The following is a 21451-nucleotide window of genomic DNA, read 5'->3' on the forward strand; positions in this document are numbered from 1 at the left end:
TATTTAAGGCTCTAGCAGAAATGCTAGAGCCTTTTTGCTTTTTACCGGTCTAAATTCCAGTCAATTATTCCCTCGTTCCGCTCATTCTGACGAGGTAATGTAAGTGCTTACTTATCTCAGCCTTTTTTATTAATAGCCAAAGCACAAACTTCATTTCTTTATGAGAATTATTCTCAATATTTTGTTACATTTTGGTCGTTACTACTAAAAGGCTGCAAATATGGATATCTCTCGTCGTAAATTTATTCAATCATCTCTCGCTATATCTGCACTCACAGTTCTCCCTGCTTGTTCTATGAAGCGATCGGTTGATGAGAAGGGAGGGTATGTTTATGACTTAACTGCTGAGCCTTCGACTGCTGAAATTGTACCAGGGTTTACTACTAACGTTTTGGGGTTCAATGGTCAGATCCCTGCGCCAACAATTCGTTGTCGACAGGGCGAAAAAGTTACGATTCGCTTCACCAATAAACTATCAGAACCAACCACAATTCATTGGCATGGATTAAGAATCCCTATCGAAATGGACGGTGTGCCTTTCTTGAGCCAGCCACCAATTATGCCCGCTGAAACGTTCGTCTATGAATTTACGCCACCGGACGCGGGTACGTTCTGGTACCACCCGCACATGAACAGCATTAAACAACTTGGTATGGGCTTGGTCGGCCTAATTGTTGTTGAAGAGAGTGCTCCAGTTCAGTTCGATGAAGAGCATGCTTTGATGCTTAAACACTGGCATCTCGATAAGCAAGGTCAGTGGAAAGATTTAATGGTCCCGCGTCTTAGCGCTCGTATGGGCACTCCAGGGGAGTGGAGTAGTGTTAACGGAGTACATGAGCCTACTTATCAGTTAAAGCAGCACGCAACGACTAGGCTTCGTATCGCTAATGTCGACAATACGATCACTTATCCTATCGCTGTTGAAGGTGCAGAGGCATGGGTTATTGCTATAGATGGTAACCCGATAAAGACACCTTACAGGTTGACTGAACATAAAATCGGCCCAGGTATGCGTGTCGACATCGGTCTGATTGCTCCAAAGGCTGGTGAGCGAGTGAATGTGCTGCAAATGAAGGGGCGTTTTCCTTTTTCCTTGTGTGAATTTGAGGTTGTAGATTCCACGCTCATAGAAGGCCAAACACTTCCGCTATTACCTCTTAACCCTGTACCTAAGTTAGATCTCGCTAATGCGGAAGAGATCGATTTTGTGTTTGAGTGGGAAGGGGCGGTGTCGCCGGTTTCCAAAGACGGGAAATCCATGCCTAAGTTTTGGCTGACCAATAAAAGAGCCTGGGAGGGGATGAGTAGAGACAATATCCCAGAACCACTCGCTACATTAGAGCTCGGCAAGACTTATATATTCGATCTTAAGAATGTTACCCAATACCATCACCCGATCCATATTCATGGTCATACGTTCACGGTACTTGAGTTGGACGGCAAAAAGATTGCAGAACCTTTTCATACAGATACCGTGTTACTTGGAAAGAACGGTCGAGCTAAAGCGGCATTTGTGGCAGATAACCCCGGACGTTGGATGTATCACTGTCATGTGATTGAACATATGAAAACAGGACTGATGGGTTATATCGAAGTTAAGTGACACCTGTAACGTTTAATATTTGCGCATACATTCTTAGTTTCCACCCTCGCTTTTATTGGCGTTAAAGCTAGAATATAGGGATTATTGTTTGGGAGGATTCATGGGTCAGTTATCTATTCTTGGTTTTATCGCTATTGGTGGCGCTTTTGGTGCTTGTTCACGTTATCTGATTTCCGAGTTATGCGTAGTGATGTTAGGACGAGGTTTTCCTTATGGTACGCTAACTGTTAACGTGATTGGCTCTTTGATTATGGGATTACTGATCGCCGCGTTCGAAAATGAGATGGTTGCAACTGAACCCTGGAGACAGATTATTGGCTTGGGCTTCCTTGGTGCCTTGACTACATTCTCCACTTTTTCGATGGATAACGTGCTTCTCATGCAGCAAGGCGCATTTTTCAAGATGGGGCTTAATGTGCTGCTTAATGTAGTACTCAGTATTTCAGCCGCATGGATCGGCTTCCAACTTTTGATAAAGTCTTAAAACTTTCTTACGATTTGTTAACAACTCGGCTTGGTTTATCCAAGTCGTTTTTATATACTCGATCGTACTTGTCGGAGTGCCATATGGCTGAGACCGTTAACTCGGGATCCGTTGAACCTGATCAGGCTAATACCTGCGAAGGGAACAAGAGTAGATATCTAACTAGAATCCCTCTAGAGATCTATCACCAGATCACAACTGTATTTCTTACCGTGATCCCTCTTGTAGCATCAATCCGTCAAGCATTTTTATCCCAATAAATAATGGCTAAAAGCCAAGGAAAAATGCTATGTCGAGTCGTAAACAAGCAAGACTGGAAGCGAAGAATTTCATCGATTCTTTATCAGTACAACCTTATCCAAATTCAAAGAAAGCTTACATCCAAGGTTCTCGAGAGGACATTCAAGTCCCAGTTCGAGAGATATCACTCGCTGATAGCCTTGTTGGTGGTACCAAAAAAGAGCCTGTATTTGAACCTAATGCTCCTATTCACGTCTATGACACCTCCGGTCTTTATACCGACCCAACGCACGAGATAAACCTTTATAACGGCCTTCCAAAGCTAAGAGAGAAGTGGATCGAAGAGCGTGGTGATACCGAGCTATTAGGTGATGTTAGCTCTGTTTATACCAAAGAGCGCCTAGAGGACGAAACCTTAGACGAGCTTCGTTACGGAAATCTGCCTAGAATTCGTCGTGCGACTGGCGAGCAATGTGTGACTCAGTTGCACTATGCTCGTAAGGGGATTATTACCCCTGAGATGGAATACATTGCGATTCGCGAGAATATGGGGCGTCAGAAGTTCGCAGATGAGCAACTGAACCACCAACACCCTGGCCATAACTTTGGCGCAAACCTACCGAAAGAAATTACCCCTGAGTTCGTGCGCAAAGAGGTTGCTGAAGGTCGAGCAATTATCCCTTCAAACATCAACCACCCAGAATCAGAACCTATGATTATTGGCCGAAACTTCTTAGTGAAGGTGAACGCCAATATCGGTAACTCTTCTGTAAGCTCTTCGATTGAAGAAGAAGTTGAGAAGTTAGTTTGGTCAACCCGATGGGGCGGCGACACTGTGATGGACTTGTCGACTGGTCGAAATATACACGAAACACGAGAGTGGATTCTACGTAATAGCCCAGTGCCAATTGGTACTGTTCCTATGTACCAAGCACTTGAGAAAGTGAACGGTGTGGCTGAAGACCTTAATTGGGAAGTGATGCGTGACACCTTAATTGAGCAAGCAGAGCAGGGCGTCGACTACTTTACGATTCATGCTGGCTTGCTTCTTCGCTATGTCCCTATGACGGCTAAGCGTGTTACCGGCATTGTCTCTCGTGGTGGTTCTATCATTGCTAAATGGTGTCTTGCTCATCACCAAGAAAGCTTCTTATACACCCACTTCCGCGAGATTTGTGAGATCTGTGCGAAGTACGATGTTGCGCTTTCATTAGGTGATGGCCTGCGCCCGGGCTCTATTGCTGATGCCAATGACGAGGCTCAATTTGCTGAACTTCGCACCTTAGGTGAACTGACGAAAGTGGCGTGGGAATATGATGTACAGGTGATAATTGAGGGCCCTGGACACGTTCCGATGCACATGATCAAAGAGAATATGGATGAGCAACTAGAGCATTGTCATGAAGCGCCTTTTTATACATTAGGCCCGCTGACTACAGACATTGCCCCTGGTTACGACCATATCACCTCTGGTATTGGTGCCGCGATGATCGGTTGGTATGGTTGTGCGATGCTTTGTTACGTGACCCCAAAAGAGCACTTAGGCTTGCCAAACAAAGAGGATGTTAAGACTGGCTTGATTACTTACAAGCTAGCGGCGCACGCTGCTGACTTGGCAAAAGGGCATCCAGGAGCACAAATCCGTGACAATGCGCTTTCTAAAGCGCGCTTTGAATTCCGTTGGGAAGACCAATTTAATCTAGCACTAGACCCAGATACAGCCCGCTCTTTCCATGATGAAACCTTGCCACAAGAATCAGGTAAGGTTGCGCATTTCTGTTCTATGTGTGGACCTAAGTTCTGCTCGATGAAGATTTCTCAGGAAGTGAGAGAGTACGCGAAAGACACAGAACAAGTAGCAGCGGATCAGGCTATCGAGATTAAGATGCTAGATAACCCGTTGGAAGGGATGCGTCAAAAATCACAAGAGTTCCGTGATACTGGCTCTGAACTTTATCACCCAGCCGTTGGTGCGAAAGAAGCTCAATTAGAGGAGTAATGACAGTGAAAATTCTGATCCCATCTCAATATATTGAGTTAACGGGAGAGGTTCAACACTGTCTATTGGTTGCTAAGCGACAAGGTTTAGCAACCGATGCAGTTGAGTTGGGTGTCAGCCCAACTCAATACTTCTCTATCGTTGATTCTCATCACTCACTTGCTATTGGCTTTGCTTCCGATGTCGTTTCAGTTAAAGCGGATCAGCTCAGCTCGCTTGATCATATCGTAAGTTATGACGAGTCTTTATCGCTGACAGATGTTCGCGATGCTTTAGCACAACACCCGAATACGATACATGTTGGGGTAACCAATGACGCCGCTGTGTTAGATATTTGGTCACACTTAAACGCCAATCGAGCTATCAAAAGTATTACCAACGACCCTCAAGCAATAGATAGACGCCATCACTTTTCGTGGTTACTAACGTTATTGGCTCTAGATTTCCCACTAGAAGATGCATTGGTTCTAGCGCGTGCAGCGTCTAATGTTTCACGTGGAACATGGCCAAGCCATTACCAAGAGTTCCCAATTCCAGTGTTGGAAGACAAGCGTTTAGGTATTAGCGTTGGTTGGACTCATCAAGGAACGTCACTTTCATTCCCTGATTTGACGAAGAAAAGCCTCGGGTTATACCCAGTTGTCGATGATGTTGATTGGATTGAAAGGCTGCTTAAGCTTGGAATCAATACGGTGCAACTGCGAATTAAGAATCCTCAGCAAGCGGATTTGGAACATCAAGTCACACGTTCTATCGCACTAGGTAGACAATACAAGGCTCAAGTTTTTATCAATGACTATTGGCAACTTGCACTCAAACATGGCGCTTTTGGTGTTCACTTGGGACAAGAGGATATTGAAGAGTCGAACCTTTCACAGCTGAGTAAAGCGGGCATCAAGATAGGTCTATCGACACATGGCTACTATGAGTTGTTACGCATCGTTCAAATAAACCCAAGTTACATCGCGTTGGGACATATCTTCCCAACCACCACGAAGCAGATGCCATCGAAGCCGCAGGGCCTAGTGCGTTTAGCTCTTTACCAGCAGCTTATAGATACCATTCCATACAGTGAAGAACTTGTTGGTTATCCGACCGTGGCTATTGGTGGGATTGACCAATCGACGGCAGAGCAGGTATGGGATTGTGGTGTCTCGAGCCTCGCGGTAGTGCGTGCAATTACGTTGGCGGAAGATCCAAAAGCGGTTATTGAGTTTTTCGAAGCTCTTATGAATGGCAACTCTTCAACCGTTAATGAAGAGGGTCGTCAGGAGTTAAGTCATGCTGAGTGACTTTGAATTTGTACGCTATCAACGCCAAATCGCATTGCCTGAAATTGGTGAACAAGGACAACGAAATCTACTAAACGGTCATGTGTTAGTGATTGGTTGTGGTGGTTTGGGGAATGCTGCGGCTCTTTATCTAGCAGCGTCTGGCATCGGCAAAATCGTGTTGGTTGATGATGATTGTGTCGACTCATCCAATCTACAACGACAGGTCGCGTTCAAAGAAAGCGATCTTGGTACAGCTAAAGTCGATGCATTGAAACTACAACTGAGTGAGCTAAATGGTAGAAGCCAAGTTAGGACAATCAACAAGCGAATGGCCGAAAGCCAGTTAAAGCTTGAAGTGATGCTAGCTGATGTTGTGTTGGACTGTACCGACAACTTCGTCACACGCCAGCAAGTTAACCAAGCGTGTTTCGAGGCTAACACACCATTGATATCAGGCTCCGCAATTGGTTGGAAAGGTCAGTTTATTGTCTTCGATTACCAAAACCAGCAGGGCTGTTACCACTGTCTTTTCCCGTTTGACCACCATCCACAAACAATGCGTTGTAGTGATAGTGGCATCATTGGACCGGTAGTCGGGACTATAGGAAACCTCCAAGCTCTTGCTGCTATTCAGCACATTAGCAGTGGCGAGTTTCAAGTGGCGACACATCAGCTCAAGCTGTTCGACGGTAAGACTATGAACTGGCAAAACCTAATGGTTACGCAAGATATCGAATGTCCGGTGTGCAATTCGTCAGTGACCAATAATTTAGAAGAAGAAGCACTATGAGCAACATAACTATTTCAATAAACGAGCAACCAGAGCAGGTCGCGCAATCATCTTCTCTTGCAGATATTATTCATTCGCTTTCGCTACCTGACTTAGGGTGTGTATTCGCTATCAATAACGCGGTTGTCCCGCGCAGCCAGTGGCAACAAACCATCGTCAATGAAGGCGATTCTATCTCTCTTTTTCAAGCTATTGCAGGGGGCTAACCATGTTAACCATCGCAGATAAAACATTCCAATCACGACTGTTCACTGGCACAGGCAAGTTCGCCAACAAGCATTTGATGGCGAGTGCTATCGAGGCTTCAGGTTCTCAACTGGCAACCATGGCACTGAAGAGAGTCGATATTCGTTCTGAGCAAGACGATATTTTACAGCCCATTATTGATGCCGGCGTAAATCTACTTCCGAATACCTCTGGGGCTAAGAACGCGAAGGATGCCATCTTTGCTGCGCACTTGGCTCGCGAAGCTCTAGGCACAAATTGGCTCAAACTGGAAATTCACCCAGATCCAAAATATTTGATGCCAGACCCAATCGAGACATTAAAAGCGGCTGAGCAACTGGTGAAAGACGGCTTCGTTGTGTTGCCTTACTGTCATGCTGACCCAGTGTTGTGTAAACGATTGGAAGAGGTGGGTTGTGCTGCGGTTATGCCGTTAGGTGCGCCGATTGGGTCGAACAAAGGTATCGCTTCGGCGGACTTCTTAGAGATTATTATCGACCAAGCGAACGTCCCTGTGATTGTAGATGCGGGCATTGGTGCTCCATCACATGCGGCGCGTGCAATGGAGATGGGTGCTGACGCTGTGTTAGTTAATACTGCGATTGCTGCTTCTCAACAGCCCGTTGAAATGGCGATTGCCTTTAAGTTGGCAGTGGAAGCGGGGCGTATGGCTTACCTTGCAGGTCTCGCTGGTCAGGTATCTCATGCGGTTGCTTCCAGCCCGTTAACCTCATTCCTAGACGAGTAGTATTGCCATGACGTTTGTTGATCGATTTAAACAACTCAACTGGGATGACATTGGTATGTCGATCTTCAGTAAAACGGCAGCGGATGTTGAACGTGCTCTGAGTAAACCCAAACGCGACTTAGAAGACTTTAAGGCTTTGATCTCTCCAGCGGCAGAACCTTATTTAGAGCAGATGGCACAACAATCGTTGGCGCTAACACGTAAGCGGTTCGGTAATACGATGTCGCTTTATATTCCTTTGTATCTATCTAACTTGTGTGCGAATGCGTGTACGTATTGTGGTTTTTCGATGGAGAACCGCATCAAGCGTCGCACATTAACTTTAGATGAAATTGATGCTGAGAGCGCAGCCATCAAAAAGATGAAGTTCGATAGCGTGTTGTTGGTTACCGGCGAACACGAAACGAAAGTTGGTATGAAATACTTTCGAGAGGTGTTGCCGAATATCAAAGCGCAATTTAATTACCTCGCGATGGAAGTGCAGCCGCTTGATCAAGATGATTACGCGGAACTTAAAACACTCGGCTTAGATGCGGTGATGGTTTACCAAGAAACATATAGCCCAAGTACCTACGCTGAGCACCACTTGCGAGGTAACAAAATGGATTTTGAATACCGGCTCGAAACGCCAGATCGTCTGGCAAAAGCGGGTATTGATAAGATAGGAATTGGTGCTTTGATTGGTTTGGAAGATTGGCGAACCGACTGCTTCTTCGTGGCCGCCCATTTAGACTATCTTGAACGTACGTACTGGCAAACGCGTTACTCGATTTCTTTCCCACGTCTTCGTCCTTGTGAGGGTGGTTTGCAACCTAAGTCGATCATGAGCGACAAACAGCTAGTTCAACTTATCTGTGCTTATCGACTATTAAACCCTGAGGTTGAGTTGTCTCTTTCGACTCGTGAATCTGCAACGTTCCGCGATAACGTGCTGCCGTTAGGCATCACTAGTATGTCTGCCGCGTCAAAAACTCAACCGGGCGGTTATGCTTCGGGTGAGGAAGAGCTTGAGCAGTTTGAGATAAGTGATGAGAGAAGTGCAGCTGATGTTGAAGCCATGATTCGTCAACGTGGCTTCGACCCGGTGTGGCGAGATTGGCACAGTGCTTACTCAGGCTAACTAATACCAATCTAAATAAGTATCTGGACATTCTTGCTAGTTAAAATCGCTGATAGCATCGTTATAGATTTTGTAGGTAGGCCAACTAGCTAGCTGCAATCTATGCCTTGCTCTAAGCGATTTTTCCTGCGCAATTATCTGATCACCTACTTATCCAGTTTGGTATAACAGCTTGGCTGATGTTCCACGTGAAACATCAGTGATGTGAAAGCGACAAATAAAAACGGCTACCTTTAGGTAGCCGTTTTCGTATCTAACTTAGCTAAACTGGTTTGACTAAGTTGCCTATCTATTTAGGCATTAAGCGTGAGCTAGTGGCGTTGTTGCTTGGCGTAGCCACTCTAACGTATCACCTTCAACTAGTGGGCTAACATCGTTCCACACCTTTTGGTGGTAGTCGTTTAGCCATGCAAGTTCCGGACGTGTCAGTAGATCGACGCTGATGTTGCGCTTGTCGATAGGGCAACGTGTTAGCGATTCAAACGTTAGCACTGAGAAGTCACCTTGAGTTGGCAGCTCAACAACCAGTTCTAGGTTTTCGATACGGATACCAAACTCATCAGCACGGTAGTAACCTGGCTCATTTGATAACACCATACCTTCAACAAGAGGGACATCGATTAGCTTTTTAGAGATGCTTTGCGGACCTTCATGAACACTTAGGAAGTGGCCAACGCCGTGACCAGTACCGTGGTCATAGTCGAAGCCTTCTGCCCATAAGTGCTGGCGCGCTAGGATATCCAGTTGGAAACCACGAGTACCTTGTGGGAAGCGAGCGCGTGCAATACCGATGTGGCCCTTAAGTGCAAGAGTGAACTGTTGAATCATTTCTTCGCTTGGTTGGCCAATTGCGATAGTACGTGTGATGTCTGTTGTGCCATCTAGGTATTGACCGCCTGAATCGACTAGGTACAGAGTGTTCATCTCTAGCTGACCCGGCTCAGGCTGGTTCTCATGGTTGTAGTGACACATGGCTGCGTTTCCGCCTGCCGCTGAAATTGTGTCGAAACTTAGGTCCATTAGGGTTGGATCTTGCTCGCGGAATGACTGTACTTTGTCTGCTAGTACCGCTTCGTTATGCAGGTTACCTTGCGCCACTTCTGCATCAATCCAAGATAGGAATTTCGCCATCGCCACGCCATCACGGATGTGACACGCTTTCATGCCTGCAATTTCAGTTTCGTTCTTCGCGGCTTTTGGCATTAGGCATGGGTCAGCGGCTTCAATGATATGAGCACCAGCGTTTTGTAGAACAAGCGTGTACCAAGCATTGCTTGTGCCTGAATCAACTGACACATTTTTACCCTCTAAAGATTGAAGGCGAGCTTCAAGCTCTGATGGGTGAGAAACACGAATGCCATTACCAACGTGTGGTTCAAAGCCTGCAGGAATGCGCGCTGGATCTAAGAAGAAATCGACACTTTCATCGGAGTGAATGATGGCGTTAGATAACACGACTGGTAGACGAGATACGTCTAAACCACGAATGTTGAGTAACCAGCAGATTGAATCCAGTTCAGTAAGGATAGCGGCATCAGCACCTTTGGCTTTTAGTAGGCCAGCAATTTCAGCGCGTTTGCTTTCACTTGATTGGCCAACGGCGTCAGTGGCCATGAGGCGAACATCGGATACAACAGGCTCTGGGCGATCAGACCAAAGCTCATCAATCGGGTTTGCCGCTAGTGTTGTGAGTTCTACTTTATCAGCCAGCTTAGCTTGTGCGCCTTTCAACCAAGCCGCCGTGTGCATGCGTGGGTCGAATGCAACTTTACTGCCTTGTGCTAGTGAATTGATGATCCAATCTAAAGCTGGTTCTTCAATAAGATGACGATACTCGAATAGCTCACCAGGTACTTGCTTGCGAACCTGAACGGTATAGCGACCATCAACAAAAATAGCCGCGTTTTCGCGAGTGATAACAGCCGCACCTGCAGAACCAGTGAAACCGGTTAGCCAGTGAAGTCGCTCGTTATGAGCTGGAACGTATTCACCTAAGTACTCGTCTTCATGTGGAATGATAACAGCATCTAAGTGGTTTGCTTCAAGCCAAGCTCGAACCGCAGTAACGCGTTCCGCAGTGATATTGTGCATCTGTGTTTATCCTTATTGTGAGGGTCCTTGTTAACACTCACAGCCGATATACCTGTGAGGGGACTTATTAGGTCAATAAGCTAGCGCTTTTGTTCGTTTGCTGCAAACGCTGTACGCCATTTTTATCTAAGGTGCAGAGTTTTTTCTTTGATGATATCTCGCAGCCAAGTTAAGGCTGGGTCGTTTTCTCTATCACGGTGCCAAAACAGAGTGTATGCCATTGGTGGGAACTCCATTGGTAGAGGCACAACCACTAAGTCGAGCTGTTTCGCAACCAGATGGGTGAAGTGGCTTGGTGCGGTAAATACAAAGTCGGTGTAGGTACATAGGCTCGCCGCGCTGTTGAAGTCGGGCACAGAGATAGCGATGTCGCGTTGATGGCCGAGGTCTGCCAACTTGTAGTCGAGTAGCCAACGATCGTTACCGTCACACCTTACTTGAACATGGCGCTGTGCCAGATAGGTTTCCAGATCCCATTGACCACTTAAAGCGGGATGGTTGCGCCTCAATACACACATCTGCGCGTCACGATAGATCTCTTGCTCGCAGATATCATCTGGTGGCAGCATGGTCAGGCGCGCATCATTGATATCGATGTCTTTGCCTGTAAGGCCGATATCTAACTCACCAAGTTGTAACTTTTTAAAGGTTTGTTCTGTCCAAGCGTGGGTGTTGATATTCACCTTCGGCGCTTGGCGAAAGATCGCAGGTAAGAAGTGAGGAAGAATCAACGGGTAGACACTTTCCACTGCTGCAATATGAAAACTGTGGTCACTATTGTTAGGAATGAACGTCTCAGGTTGGGTAAGCAGATCAAGTTGATTGATCAGTGTTTCCAACCGTGGTTTTAGGAATACGGCTTTGGGTGTTGGGCGTAGGCCGTGTGCACTTCGCGTAAAAAGAGGGTCATTAAATTGTTCGCGAAGTTTGGCCAATGATTTACTCACGGCTGACTGGCTCAGGCACAATCGATGTGCAGTGCGTGTAACACTCAGCTCTTCCATTAGCACCTGCAAGCAAACTAGTAGATTGAGGTCGAGGCGCGATAGTTTCTCGATATTCATGTGAGTTTCCTTATTGGAATAATGCTAATGATTATATGCCATTTTTGTTCATATCTTTAGTTGGTTATTATGCACCTAAATTAACTCATCCGGAGAATCTTGTGCCTTCTAACGCGCTTCCAACCCCTAGTAAACTGCAGGTTGCTTTATTGGCAATGCTGGTTCTTTTTAGCCCTTTGGCTATTGATATTTACCTGCCAGCTCTGCCACAGATTTCGACAGCGTTTCACGTGGAACATGCACTAGCACAAGATACGATCACTTGGTTTTTGTTTGCTATGGGTGTCGGCCAACTATTTGCCGGCCCTTTGGCGGATAAGCTAGGACGTCGAACCGTTGCATTGGGAGGTGTTAGTATCTATGCATTGAGTGCTTGCTTGGCGTGGGCAGCTCAATCGATTGATATGATGCTAATAGCTCGGCTGCTACAAGGCTTAGGAGCTTGTGCGACTTCTGTAGCTGCCTTTGCAACGGTTCGCGATCTATTTGGTCCAGAGAAGAGTGGCCGAATGATCAGCTACCTTAATGGCGCTATTTGCTTTATTCCTGCATTGGCACCGATTCTTGGCGCTTGGTTAACTCATCAATTTGGCTGGCGTTCCAACTTCAGCTTTATGGCGGGTTTTGCCGTCGTTGTCGGTACAATCTTATTCTTCCAAATGAAAGAATCGAACCCTGTGACGGAAAAGGTAGCGGTGTTCAAACTAGAGCGCTACTGGTCAGTATTAAAAACACCTTCATTCCTATTCCACGCAACTCTATGTTTGATGGCGATGGCAGTGATCCTCGCTTATGTAACCTCAGCACCGGTTGTGTTGATGGAGAACCTTGGCTTAACCATGAAAGAGTTTACTTTCTGGTTTGGTGTTAATGCAGCGATTAACATCGCGGCTGCGTTTACGGCTCCTAAATTTATGGACCGCTTTGGTACCTACAAAGCACTGGTTGTTGGTATCTCAATGCTAGGTTTGGCGGGCGTGATTATGTTGGTGCTTGCAGAGCATGCGACTCCAATCGCATTCATGCTTCCTATCTTCTTATCATCTGTTGGCTTTGCTTGGATTCTAGGTGCGGCTGCAGGTAAAGCGTTGGAACCATTTGGTGACCGTGCGGGTACAGCCGCAGCGCTATTAGGCTTATTCCAAATGAGTGGTTCGGGCTTGCTTGTTGGCACCATGCAGCGTCTTGATTTAACGTCACAAGAGATGATCGCGCTACAAATGTTCCTGATTGTTCCTGCGCTATTCGTGTTGGCGAGCAAGTCTGGCAAGTCGTGGCATGCAACGTTTGCAAAGGCATAAGCAATAAGGGTGGCAAAATATACAAATGGCGGTTTGCGAAACGTTAAAACATGGTATATTTGTCACTCATTGAAACGTAAGTCTCCAACGGAAAAATACTGTAATGTCATTAACAACCTACGAAATGGCGCGCGTCTTAGAGCAAATGGAAGATGCACCTGAAAAGGTTATGTTTGGTAAACTGCTTAAAGAGCTAGGTAACCAAAGTGAAGAGCGTATTCGCAGTGCGGCAAAACAAGTTCCAATCGATACTTTGCGAGATATCATCTACCAATTTCAGCGCGTGGTAGAGTCTCGTAAAGGTGAACAGGTTCAGCTATTAGCAAAAGAGCTAGCAGAGCAAGGCATCTCGGCTGAAGAGCTTCAGGCTTTTCTAGAAAAGTAAGCTTACGCCAGTTAAAAAAGAAACCACTCAATTGAGTGGTTTTTTGCGTTTGGGGTGGTCGATCTTTTAGTTAGCCTCTAAATTGCGCCTTCAAAACTCTATCTAATGAAAACGGTCCAGCGCCCCATACGATGACGATAAGAATCATCAATCCCCAAAGTTGGTGATCGTAGAAGCCTTGGTCCCATAATACCGGGTAAGAGACGACGGCAATGATGTTGAAAACAAAAAGCGCGGCGGCCATCGGGCGTGTTAACAAACCAAGCGCTAAGAATACCGGTAGAATCAATTCAGCAGCTGTCCCCATGTAGGCCGCTAATTCCCACGGCAATAGAGGCACCTGATATTCCAATTCAAACAAGTAGAGGGTGCTATCCCAGGTCGCTATCTTGGTCAGCCCAGAATTGAAGAATACCCACGCCACCCAAAGGCGACAGAAAAGAAGTAGCACTGGGACGAAAAATGCCTGAGATTTCTCAATCAAATTGTCGTATTGAGCCATCATGTTTGTGACTGTGTTGTTATCCATATTATGTCTCCAATTCATCATTGATTGAAAAACCTGAGATGACGTTGAGCGCCATGACAGCATTCAAATGTTGCAGTAGTGAAGGCGTTACTTCTCCGAGCGCTTTACCAGATTGAAGTTCAATCAGCAGTTGGTGGCACTCATCGTTTAGGCTGTGGCTTTCGAGCTGTGAATTATCAGCTCGGATGACTATCCCAAACTCTGTGCGATTGATGTCTAAACCTTCCAGTTGCTGTTGGTAGATAGCGTGTTCAAGCGCTATTACGGCATAGCAAGAATCGAATAGCGTTACCGAATCCTTGAGGTGAAAAACCAAGGCGCCTTGCTGCTCTTGTGGCACTGAAGCTAAACAGGAGAGAGGCTGTTGATTCGGTGGAGTTGCACACGCGTGTCTCGCTAAACTGTCCTTTTGCCATTCATACCGTGCCACTTCACTAAGGTAAGGCGCTGCCTCCATAACCGCAGGAAAGGCTTGTATGGTTTGTTCGAAGTGCTCGCCATAACCACTGACATCTCCAGAGGTCGATGGGTAACTAAGAACATGTTGACGTGCCATTTGTTGGAAGCACTCCTCACCAACTAACATCTCAGTCAGTGGGTAAGTTACAGCGAGAACTTCGCTTAAGCTAATCACAAAGTTATTGCGATAAATTTGGATGCGTTGCTGATCGCTAAAATGATCGCTCACGATGTCGCAGTGCTCGCCGTCATTTTGATATCGCAGGGCATTAGCAAATTCGGATTGAACATCCGCTAGGGAGTAGCTCATGAGGCGCGACTCCTTTGATTGTCATGTTGATACAGTTTTTCACTGGCTTTGGCTGCCTCTGCCAATAGAATGCGTGGCTCTGGGATATCTAAATCCCACTCAATCAAGGTGTGGCGAGAGCCATGTTGCTCTATCCACTGAGTGTAAAGTTGCCACACTTCATCACAGACGGGTTTGCTGTGCGTGTCTATCCAAATTTCACCTTGCTCGAGCTTCTTTTTGGTAAAACCTGCCAAGTGAATCTCTTCCACTTGGTTTGCTGGTATGCCATTGAGATACTCTTCACAGCTAAAGCCATGATTAAACGATGAGACGAAAATATTATTGAAATCGAGCAGTAGGCGACACTCGGTGCGCTTTTGTACCTCAGCCAAAAACTCCCACTCTGGAATCGTTGAATGCTTGAAAGCGAGGTAGCTTGATGGGTTCTCAATTAACATTGGGCGCTGCAGATTGTCTTGAACATCGATGACGTTACGACAGAAGACGTCTAATGCTTCTTCGGTGTAAGGTAGTGGTAGCAGGTCATTGAAGTAGTGACCGCAAGTTTGGCTCCAACTCAAATGATCAGAAACCAAGAAAGGTTCGATATCATCAATGAGTGCTTTGAGTTGCAATAAGTGCTGTTGGTTGAGCCGTTCAACAGAACCAAGAGACAACCCGACACCATGACAACTTATGTGGTGATGATTACGAATCTCTCGGAGTTGTTGGCGCTGTGGAGAATCGGTTAAGAAGTAGTTTTCGCTGTGAACCTCTAACCAACTTACCAAATCAGAATTCTGGCTGAAGAAATCTAAGTGCGGTGTTCTAAGGCCAACCCCTGCGTTGGGGTGAAGAGTTTGAGTCACAACGATTCTCCTAATGGGTAGTGGAGGTGAGCTGGTATTCAGCTCACCATACTGAGTGGTTCAGTTATGCCTTCAGGCATTATGATGATTGAGTGCTACCACCAGTTAACTTGCCACATAGTCCTTTAGGAACGACCACGAATGCATCGGATTGGTTGTCTTCTTTTGCTGTACCAGCACATGAACTTGTTTTAGTTGCACAGTCATTTTGGCCAGCTTTTGATACGCCATAGCATTTTTCTTTCGCTGCTGCTTCCGCAGGTGCTGATGTAAGAACGGCACCGCCAAACGCTAGTACACTTGTGATTGCAGCTGTAACAGCAAGATTAGAATTTTTCATAGTCATTCCCTCTAGACTTAATAGTATTTACACATCGCAGGTTAATGAGTTGTTAACTTGCTTACTAAAAAGGATAGGAACAACCCGAAAATAATTTCACAGTATTATAAGAATTATCAAAATAAGTGATGATTTAGCTGTTAAGTGTTTGATTAGGTGATGTTATTTTTTGATTGTTTTTTCTTCTTAATATTCTAAACGCAGCCTAGTGTTTAGGTTATAATCAACTTTTATGTATAAATACCCAGTAGTGAGCATATCCAATGATAGATCCTTCGCTTTTACTCGATGGCCTAAACGACAAACAACGTGAGGCGGTCGCAGCACCTTTAGAAAACCTACTTATTCTGGCTGGTGCTGGTAGTGGTAAAACGCGAGTTTTGGTGCATCGTATCGCTTGGCTGCAGAGTGTCGAGCAAGCATCGCCGTTCTCTATCATGTCAGTAACCTTCACCAATAAAGCGGCGGCAGAGATGCGTGGTCGTATTGAAGAGTTGATGATGGGTAGCTCGTCAGGCATGTGGAACGGTACCTTCCATGGTATTTGTCACCGTATTCTGCGTGCTCACTACCTAGATGCAAAATTGCCAGAAGATTTCCAGATCATTGATTCCGATGATCAGATTCGTCTATTACGCCGCTTAATCAAAGCACAAAACCTCGATGAAAAGCAGTGGCCTGCTAAGCAAGCTTCGTGGTGGATCAACGGCAAGAAAGATGAAGGCCTGCGCCCGAGCCACATTGATGCCTACCATGATCCAGTAACTCAAACATGGTTAAAGATTTACTCGGCTTATCAAGAAGCGTGTGACCGTGCTGGACTAGTGGACTTCGCGGAGATTTTGCTGAGATCACACGAGCTACTGCGCGACAAGAAACACATTCGTGAGCATTACCAAGCTCGCTTTAAGCATATTTTGGTCGACGAATTCCAAGATACCAACAACATCCAATATGCTTGGCTGCGTATGATGGCGGGCCCTGATTGTCGAGTGATGATCGTAGGTGATGATGACCAATCTATCTATGGCTGGCGTGGTGCAAAAATCGAGAATATTCAAAAGTTCTTGGACGAATTCCCAGGCGCTTCAACGATTCGATTAGAGCAAAACTACCGTTCAACCAAAACCATCTTGCAAGCATCGAACGAGCTTATCTCAAACAACACTGAGCGTATGGGCAAAGAGCTGTGGACCGATGGTAACGATGGTGAGCCAATCTCCGTCTACTCAGCTTACAATGAGCTTGATGAAGCTCGCTTCACGGTAAGTAAGATTAAAGAGTGGCAAGAGAAAGGTGGTGCACTCGAAGATACGGCGATGCTTTATCGTAATAACGCCCAATCTCGTGTGCTGGAAGAAGCGTTGATTCAAGCGGGCTTACCATACCGAATCTACGGTGGTATGCGATTCTTCGAACGTCAGGAGATCAAAGATGCATTGAGCTACCTGCGTTTAATGGGTAACCGTAACGATGATGCCGCTTTTGAACGTGTGGTTAATACGCCAACACGTGGCTTGGGTGACAAGACTCTAGAGACGATTCGATTTGCAGCGCGTGACCGTGGTGCGACGATGTGGCAAGCGAGTATCGCTTTGTTGGAAGAACAAGTACTGCCAGGTCGTGCAGCGGGTGCCTTAAGCCGCTTTATCGAGTTAATTAATGCGCTTGAAGACGACACGTTAGAGCTGAATTTACATGAGCAAACTGACCATGTGATTAAATCTTCAGGTCTATTTGCGATGTACGAGCAAGAGAAAGGCGAGAAATCGAAAGCGCGTATTGAGAACTTGGAAGAATTGGTAACGGCAACTCGTCAGTTCGAGAAGCCAGAAGAAGCCGATGAGATGAGCATGCTAACAGCATTCTTAACGCACGCGGCTTTGGAAGCGGGTGAAGGTCAGGCTGATGAGTTTGATGATGCGGTTCAGCTTATGACTCTACACAGTGCTAAAGGTCTAGAGTTCCCAATGGTATTCATGGTCGGTGTCGAAGAAGGCATGTTCCCAAGCCAGATGTCTGCTGAAGAAGCGGGGCGTTTGGAAGAAGAGCGTCGCCTATGTTACGTAGGCATGACCCGTGCGATGGAGAAACTGTACATCACTTATGCTGAGATGCGCCGTTTGTACGGACAAGACAAATACCACAAACCATCACGCTTTATTCGTGAGTTACCCGAAACCTGTCTGGATGAAGTTCGTATGAAGGCGCAGGTTAGTCGCCCTGCGAGCAGTGGTCGCTTTAGCCAAACTGCAGTCAAAGAGAACTTTAATGAAACAGGCTTTAGCTTAGGTTCTCGCGTGAAGCACCCTAAGTTTGGTGAAGGTACTATCATCAACTTTGAAGGAAGTGGCCCACAGAGCCGAGTGCAAGTAGCGTTTAACGGTGAAGGGATTAAGTGGTTGGTGACGGCTTACGCGCGTTTAGAGCAGCTTTAACCTGTTACTTCGACATCTAATAACCGTTGATTATTGAAAACAAAAAGAGCAGCCAATGGCTGCTCTTTTTTATTGCGTACCGCTTTAAGCGATCACAATACATGACTGACTAGAAAGGAGCTTACAGTGCTGCAAGTGCCGCTTCGTAGTTTGGCTCTTCAGTGATCTCTGCAACCAACTCGCTGTGTGTTACCACACCTTTTTCATCAACAACCACAACTGCGCGTGTTGTTAGGCCAGCTAGTGGGCCTTCAGCAATCGCTACGCCGTAGTCTGATGCGAATGCAGGAGAACGGAAAGTTGAAGCGTGCTGAACGCCTTCAATGCCTTCAAGTTCGCAGAAACGACCCGCAGCGAATGGAAGGTCAGCAGAAATACAAACAACAACCGTGTTCTCAAGCTCTGCCGCTTTTGCGTTGAACGTACGTACGCTCGTTGCACAAGTTGCAGTGTCGATGCTTGGGAAGATGTTTAGAACCACTTTCTTACCTGCAAGAGAAGCAAGTGTCAGTTCAGAAAGATCGCCTGCAGTCAGTGCAAAGCTTGGTGCTTGCTCGCCAGTTTGTGGGAATGTGCCAGATAGCGGTACAGCAGCGCCTTTGAAGGTAACGTGTGACATGAATTTGTCCTTAGTTTAGTTATGGTTATGAAACTAGTTGAGCCTAGTAAGGCTTACGTTACTCGGAAGCGGTTAAGAAGTGAATGGTTTAAATGTCAGAATTGTAATTAAGTTGAAGCGTTTCTTAGATTCGAGGTGGGTCTAAAAGACTAATCGATAAGAGGCAGATAAAGAAAAACCCCGAGAGCTTGCGCTCATCGGGGTCTATAGTCTTACTCGCAGCAATCCGGCTACTAAGTGTGCTCCATGCATCAAATCCATGATAGTGTGCTGTTATCCTTCAGCGTATTCCTTTCGTCGCCTTCCTAGCGGTGTCCTTGATCTTATCCTGATCTGCCAACAATCCTCGTTAGCGCGCGTCACTTGTTCCTTGAGCGGTGTCCTTTACATCATCCTGATGTTCAGTCCTTTCCTCATCCAGAGGTGTCCATTGTCTTTCCTTAGTAGCAACCATCCTAGTTACTATTGCGTCCATTCAATGTCCATTTCGCTATCCATGCCGATTATTCATCCTGAGTAATCGAATCTTCATCCTGAAGATAACCAAGTCCTTGGCGTTTCCTGTTCCGTGTCAGCATCCTTCCGACACCATCCATACTACCGATTCCTTATTTATCAGCAATGGTGCATAAGCGAATTTCTATATAATTATTTGAACGATAAATGTACGTGTTGTTTTATTTCAATTACTTACGATATGTTAGTGCTTAAATTCGCAGTTAAATATCGATATTTACTCACTGCCTTGTGAGAGATCTCGCACAAAGCAGGGAGTAAAAAGGGAGTATTTTCCCTTACTGGCCGATGGCAGCGCCTTCACGACGAGGGTCTGCTGCACCTTCTAGGCCATCTTTTGTGATGCGAATGGCGTGTAAACCCGAGTTAAGATCGCGAATGTTAACCTCAAATCCCATCTTTTCGAGCTCAGGTTTAAAGTTTTCCGCCGATGTTCCTTTTTCCAGATCTAGCGTGCCGAAGCGGTTTAGGAAGTGCGGTTGGTTGATCGCTTGCTGGATATCCATGTCCCATTGGGTATGAGCAATGATCGCTTGTGCTACATAACCTATGATGCGGCTACCACCCGGAGAACCAATCGCCATGTAAGGCTTATCGTCTTGCATGATGATAGTCGGTGCCATCGAAGAACGTGGACGCTTACCCGGTTCTAGTCGGTTCGCGATAGGTTTGCCATCGTTGTGGGTCTTGAACGAGAAGTCGGTCAGTTCGTTGTTCAGTAGGAAGCCTCTTACCATCAAGCGTGAGCCAAATGCATTCTCAATGGTGGTTGTCATCGATACGACATTGCCTTCGCTATCGACAATATTGAAGTGGCTGGTGGACGGCAGTTCAATAGATACATCTTGGCTGCGTAGCATTGCGTGATCCCACGGCGGGGTGCCTGATGGCGCACTCTCTAGTGCCTTACCTGCGGTAATTAATTGGGCTCGTTCCTGCAAATAGTCAGTACTCACTAACCCTTGTGTCGGCATTGGTACGTAATCTTGGTCTGCCATGTACATACCACGGTCTGCAAAGGCTAGGCGAGAAGCGTCCGCTAACACTTGCCAAGATCTCGCATCGTTTGGTCCCCAGGATTTGAGGTCAAACTGCTCGGTCATCGCTAAGATCTGGCCAACGGTTAACGCGCCTGAACTTGGCGGTCCCATACCACAGATATCGTAGCTCTCATAAGCAGAACAAACTGGTTCGCGTTGTTTGATTGAATAGGCGTCGAAGTCTTTTTGTGCTAATACACCCGGATTACCTTTGGCGGTTTGTACCGTGTTGATGATGTCGGCAGAAATCTCACCTTGGTAAAATGCCTTAGCACCATCCTTTGAAATTGCGTTCAATGTTGCAGCATATTCTGGGTTCTTAAGCAGCGTACCCGCGGTTTTTGGGCTGCCATCGGCATTAAAGAAGTAGGCTTTGGTTGTGGCAAAACGGCTTAGTCGTTCTTGGTCGTTTTCAATCAAGGTCGCCAAACGTGGGCTGATGGTAAAACCTTTCTCAGCGAGCTGAGCAATAGGTTTGATCAGTGATGCCCACTCTAGATTGCCGTATTTCTGGTGAGTATCCCACAACAATTGCACCGTGCCCGGTGTAGCAACAGAGCGACCACCAACCACGGCATCATAAAACTTAAGCGGTTGGCCGTTTTCGTCTTCGAATAGACGTGGTGTAGCATCAAGTGGTGCGGTTTCACGACCATCGTAGGTTTTAAGTTGTTTGTCTTTTCCATCAAAATAAACAAGGAAGGCGCCACCGCCAATACCTGACGATTGCGGCTCTACTAAGCCAAGCATCAGCTGAACAGCAACCATCGCATCAATAGCATTACCACCACGAGCCAGTACATCGGCACCCGCTTGGGTTGCCAGAGGGTTGGCTGCGGTAACCATCCAGTCGTTAGCTTTTACGAGTTGCTTGGTTTCTAAACCACTACTTTGTTCGGGAGCGACGGAATCGGCAGCTTGATTTGCCCAACTGACGTGAGAGGCAAAAAGTAGGGTAGAAGTGGCGAGGGTTGTTAGTTTTGTTTTCCACTGCATGATCTTCTCCTTTTAATATGCAGAGCTAG

19 protein-coding genes and 1 riboswitch are annotated in these 21451 nt (G+C 46.3%); of the genes, 11 read left to right on the forward strand and 8 right to left on the reverse strand.

Translation table 11 applies throughout. From position 1 onward, the window contains the following. Positions 1 to 220: 220 nt before the first annotated feature. From OH460_RS25235 to thiH, 8 genes are all read left to right on the forward strand, one after another. The gene (locus OH460_RS25235) at positions 221 to 1603 is read left to right on the forward strand and encodes a multicopper oxidase family protein (RefSeq protein ID WP_269999936.1); all 1383 of its coding nucleotides are present in this window, start codon (positions 221 to 223) and stop codon (positions 1601 to 1603) included. A gap of 100 nt (positions 1604 to 1703) precedes the next feature. Then, positions 1704 to 2087, forward strand: coding sequence for a fluoride efflux transporter CrcB (crcB, locus tag OH460_RS25240; protein ID WP_004736665.1), 384 nt, complete (start codon positions 1704 to 1706; stop codon positions 2085 to 2087). A 62-nt stretch (positions 2088 to 2149) separates the two neighbouring features. Next, a riboswitch (TPP riboswitch) is annotated at positions 2150 to 2248 on the forward strand. A gap of 128 nt (positions 2249 to 2376) precedes the next feature. Continuing rightward, positions 2377 to 4326: a phosphomethylpyrimidine synthase ThiC gene (gene thiC / locus OH460_RS25245; protein ID WP_269999937.1), complete on the forward strand. Its 1950-nt coding sequence runs from the start codon at positions 2377 to 2379 to the stop codon at positions 4324 to 4326. Beyond that, on the forward strand, positions 4326 to 5618 hold the full coding sequence (locus OH460_RS25250) for a thiamine phosphate synthase (protein WP_269999938.1): 1293 nt from the start codon (positions 4326 to 4328) through the stop codon (positions 5616 to 5618). Before thiC ends, OH460_RS25250 begins: the two co-directional genes overlap by 1 nt. Next, positions 5608 to 6390 carry a HesA/MoeB/ThiF family protein gene (locus tag OH460_RS25255; RefSeq protein ID WP_269999939.1) on the forward strand — a complete coding sequence of 261 codons (783 nt, stop codon included), beginning with the start codon at positions 5608 to 5610 and terminating at the stop codon, positions 6388 to 6390. Before OH460_RS25250 ends, OH460_RS25255 begins: the two co-directional genes overlap by 11 nt. Continuing rightward, positions 6387 to 6596, forward strand: coding sequence for a sulfur carrier protein ThiS (gene thiS / locus OH460_RS25260; protein ID WP_008221537.1), 210 nt, complete (start codon positions 6387 to 6389; stop codon positions 6594 to 6596). The genes OH460_RS25255 and thiS overlap by 4 nt, the downstream gene beginning before the upstream one ends. A gap of 2 nt (positions 6597 to 6598) precedes the next feature. Beyond that, a complete protein-coding gene (locus tag OH460_RS25265) occupies positions 6599 to 7363 on the forward strand; it encodes a thiazole synthase (RefSeq protein ID WP_061034301.1) in 765 nt (254 codons plus the stop codon). Between the two features lie 7 nt (positions 7364 to 7370). Further along, positions 7371 to 8483 (forward strand): 2-iminoacetate synthase ThiH, encoded by a 1113-nt coding sequence (gene thiH, locus OH460_RS25270; RefSeq protein ID WP_116869900.1) that lies wholly within the window; start codon positions 7371 to 7373, stop codon positions 8481 to 8483. Positions 8484 to 8783: 300 nt separating this feature from the next. On the opposite strand, the gene OH460_RS25275 is transcribed toward thiH, so the two are convergent. Beyond that, entirely contained in the window at positions 8784 to 10574 is a 1791-nt protein-coding gene (locus OH460_RS25275; RefSeq protein WP_269999940.1) for an aminopeptidase P family protein, read from the reverse strand. A gap of 122 nt (positions 10575 to 10696) precedes the next feature. Further along, positions 10697 to 11638, reverse strand: a complete 942-nt coding sequence (locus OH460_RS25280; protein ID WP_269999941.1) for a LysR substrate-binding domain-containing protein — start codon at positions 11636 to 11638, stop codon at positions 10697 to 10699. A gap of 101 nt (positions 11639 to 11739) precedes the next feature. Here OH460_RS25280 and OH460_RS25285 point away from each other — a divergent pair, with 101 nt between their 5' ends. Both OH460_RS25285 and tsrA read left to right on the forward strand, forming a co-directional pair. Then, positions 11740 to 12939 carry a multidrug effflux MFS transporter gene (locus OH460_RS25285; protein WP_205416594.1) on the forward strand — a complete coding sequence of 400 codons (1200 nt, stop codon included), beginning with the start codon at positions 11740 to 11742 and terminating at the stop codon, positions 12937 to 12939. Positions 12940 to 13042: 103 nt separating this feature from the next. Beyond that, a complete protein-coding gene (gene tsrA / locus OH460_RS25290) occupies positions 13043 to 13324 on the forward strand; it encodes an H-NS-like global regulator TsrA (protein ID WP_004741210.1) in 282 nt (93 codons plus the stop codon). 70 nt (positions 13325 to 13394) lie between these two features. Here tsrA and OH460_RS25295 read toward each other — a convergent pair whose 3' ends face one another. The 4 genes from OH460_RS25295 to OH460_RS25310 form a co-directional block, all read right to left on the reverse strand. After that, complete coding sequence (locus OH460_RS25295) at positions 13395 to 13853, reverse strand: DoxX family protein (RefSeq protein WP_061034305.1); 459 nt, start codon at positions 13851 to 13853, stop codon at positions 13395 to 13397. 1 nt (position 13854) lies between these two features. Continuing rightward, positions 13855 to 14622, reverse strand: coding sequence for an HvfC/BufC N-terminal domain-containing protein (locus OH460_RS25300; RefSeq protein WP_269999942.1), 768 nt, complete (start codon positions 14620 to 14622; stop codon positions 13855 to 13857). Beyond that, on the reverse strand, positions 14619 to 15473 hold the full coding sequence (gene bufB / locus OH460_RS25305) for an MNIO family bufferin maturase (protein ID WP_269999943.1): 855 nt from the start codon (positions 15471 to 15473) through the stop codon (positions 14619 to 14621). The genes OH460_RS25300 and bufB overlap by 4 nt, the downstream gene beginning before the upstream one ends. A gap of 79 nt (positions 15474 to 15552) precedes the next feature. Beyond that, entirely contained in the window at positions 15553 to 15813 is a 261-nt protein-coding gene (locus OH460_RS25310; protein WP_004741206.1) for a BufA1 family periplasmic bufferin-type metallophore, read from the reverse strand. A gap of 263 nt (positions 15814 to 16076) precedes the next feature. Between OH460_RS25310 and uvrD the strand changes: the two genes are divergently transcribed. After that, positions 16077 to 18251: a DNA helicase II gene (gene uvrD / locus OH460_RS25315; protein ID WP_008221520.1), complete on the forward strand. Its 2175-nt coding sequence runs from the start codon at positions 16077 to 16079 to the stop codon at positions 18249 to 18251. 121 nt (positions 18252 to 18372) lie between these two features. Here uvrD and tpx read toward each other — a convergent pair whose 3' ends face one another. Beyond that, entirely contained in the window at positions 18373 to 18870 is a 498-nt protein-coding gene (gene tpx, locus OH460_RS25320) for a thiol peroxidase (RefSeq protein WP_105057887.1), read from the reverse strand. 794 nt (positions 18871 to 19664) lie between these two features. Further along, positions 19665 to 21422 carry a gamma-glutamyltransferase gene (ggt, locus tag OH460_RS25325; protein ID WP_269999944.1) on the reverse strand — a complete coding sequence of 586 codons (1758 nt, stop codon included), beginning with the start codon at positions 21420 to 21422 and terminating at the stop codon, positions 19665 to 19667. Between the last annotated feature and the right edge of the window lie 29 nt (positions 21423 to 21451).

It is taken from the genome of Vibrio sp. Makdt (assembly GCF_027587015.1).
Taxonomy (GTDB): Bacteria; Pseudomonadota; Gammaproteobacteria; order Enterobacterales; family Vibrionaceae; genus Vibrio; species Vibrio chagasii_B.

Coding starts and splice junctions, on each gene's coding strand:
- crcB (WP_004736665.1), top strand. CDS start 1,704: ATGGGTCAGTTATCTATTCTTGGTTTTATCGCTATTGGTGGCGCTTTT.
- thiH (WP_116869900.1), top strand. CDS start 7,371: ATGACGTTTGTTGATCGATTTAAACAACTCAACTGGGATGACATTGGT.
- uvrD (WP_008221520.1), top strand. CDS start 16,077: ATGATAGATCCTTCGCTTTTACTCGATGGCCTAAACGACAAACAACGT.
- OH460_RS25250 (WP_269999938.1), top strand. CDS start 4,326: ATGACAGTGAAAATTCTGATCCCATCTCAATATATTGAGTTAACGGGA.
- ggt (WP_269999944.1), bottom strand. CDS start 21,422: ATGCAGTGGAAAACAAAACTAACAACCCTCGCCACTTCTACCCTACTT.
- OH460_RS25300 (WP_269999942.1), bottom strand. CDS start 14,622: ATGAGCTACTCCCTAGCGGATGTTCAATCCGAATTTGCTAATGCCCTG.
- OH460_RS25295 (WP_061034305.1), bottom strand. CDS start 13,853: ATGGATAACAACACAGTCACAAACATGATGGCTCAATACGACAATTTG.
- OH460_RS25310 (WP_004741206.1), bottom strand. CDS start 15,813: ATGAAAAATTCTAATCTTGCTGTTACAGCTGCAATCACAAGTGTACTA.
- OH460_RS25280 (WP_269999941.1), bottom strand. CDS start 11,638: ATGAATATCGAGAAACTATCGCGCCTCGACCTCAATCTACTAGTTTGC.
- tsrA (WP_004741210.1), top strand. CDS start 13,043: ATGTCATTAACAACCTACGAAATGGCGCGCGTCTTAGAGCAAATGGAA.
- OH460_RS25265 (WP_061034301.1), top strand. CDS start 6,599: ATGTTAACCATCGCAGATAAAACATTCCAATCACGACTGTTCACTGGC.
- tpx (WP_105057887.1), bottom strand. CDS start 18,870: ATGTCACACGTTACCTTCAAAGGCGCTGCTGTACCGCTATCTGGCACA.
- thiS (WP_008221537.1), top strand. CDS start 6,387: ATGAGCAACATAACTATTTCAATAAACGAGCAACCAGAGCAGGTCGCG.
- OH460_RS25235 (WP_269999936.1), top strand. CDS start 221: ATGGATATCTCTCGTCGTAAATTTATTCAATCATCTCTCGCTATATCT.
- OH460_RS25255 (WP_269999939.1), top strand. CDS start 5,608: ATGCTGAGTGACTTTGAATTTGTACGCTATCAACGCCAAATCGCATTG.
- OH460_RS25275 (WP_269999940.1), bottom strand. CDS start 10,574: ATGCACAATATCACTGCGGAACGCGTTACTGCGGTTCGAGCTTGGCTT.
- thiC (WP_269999937.1), top strand. CDS start 2,377: ATGTCGAGTCGTAAACAAGCAAGACTGGAAGCGAAGAATTTCATCGAT.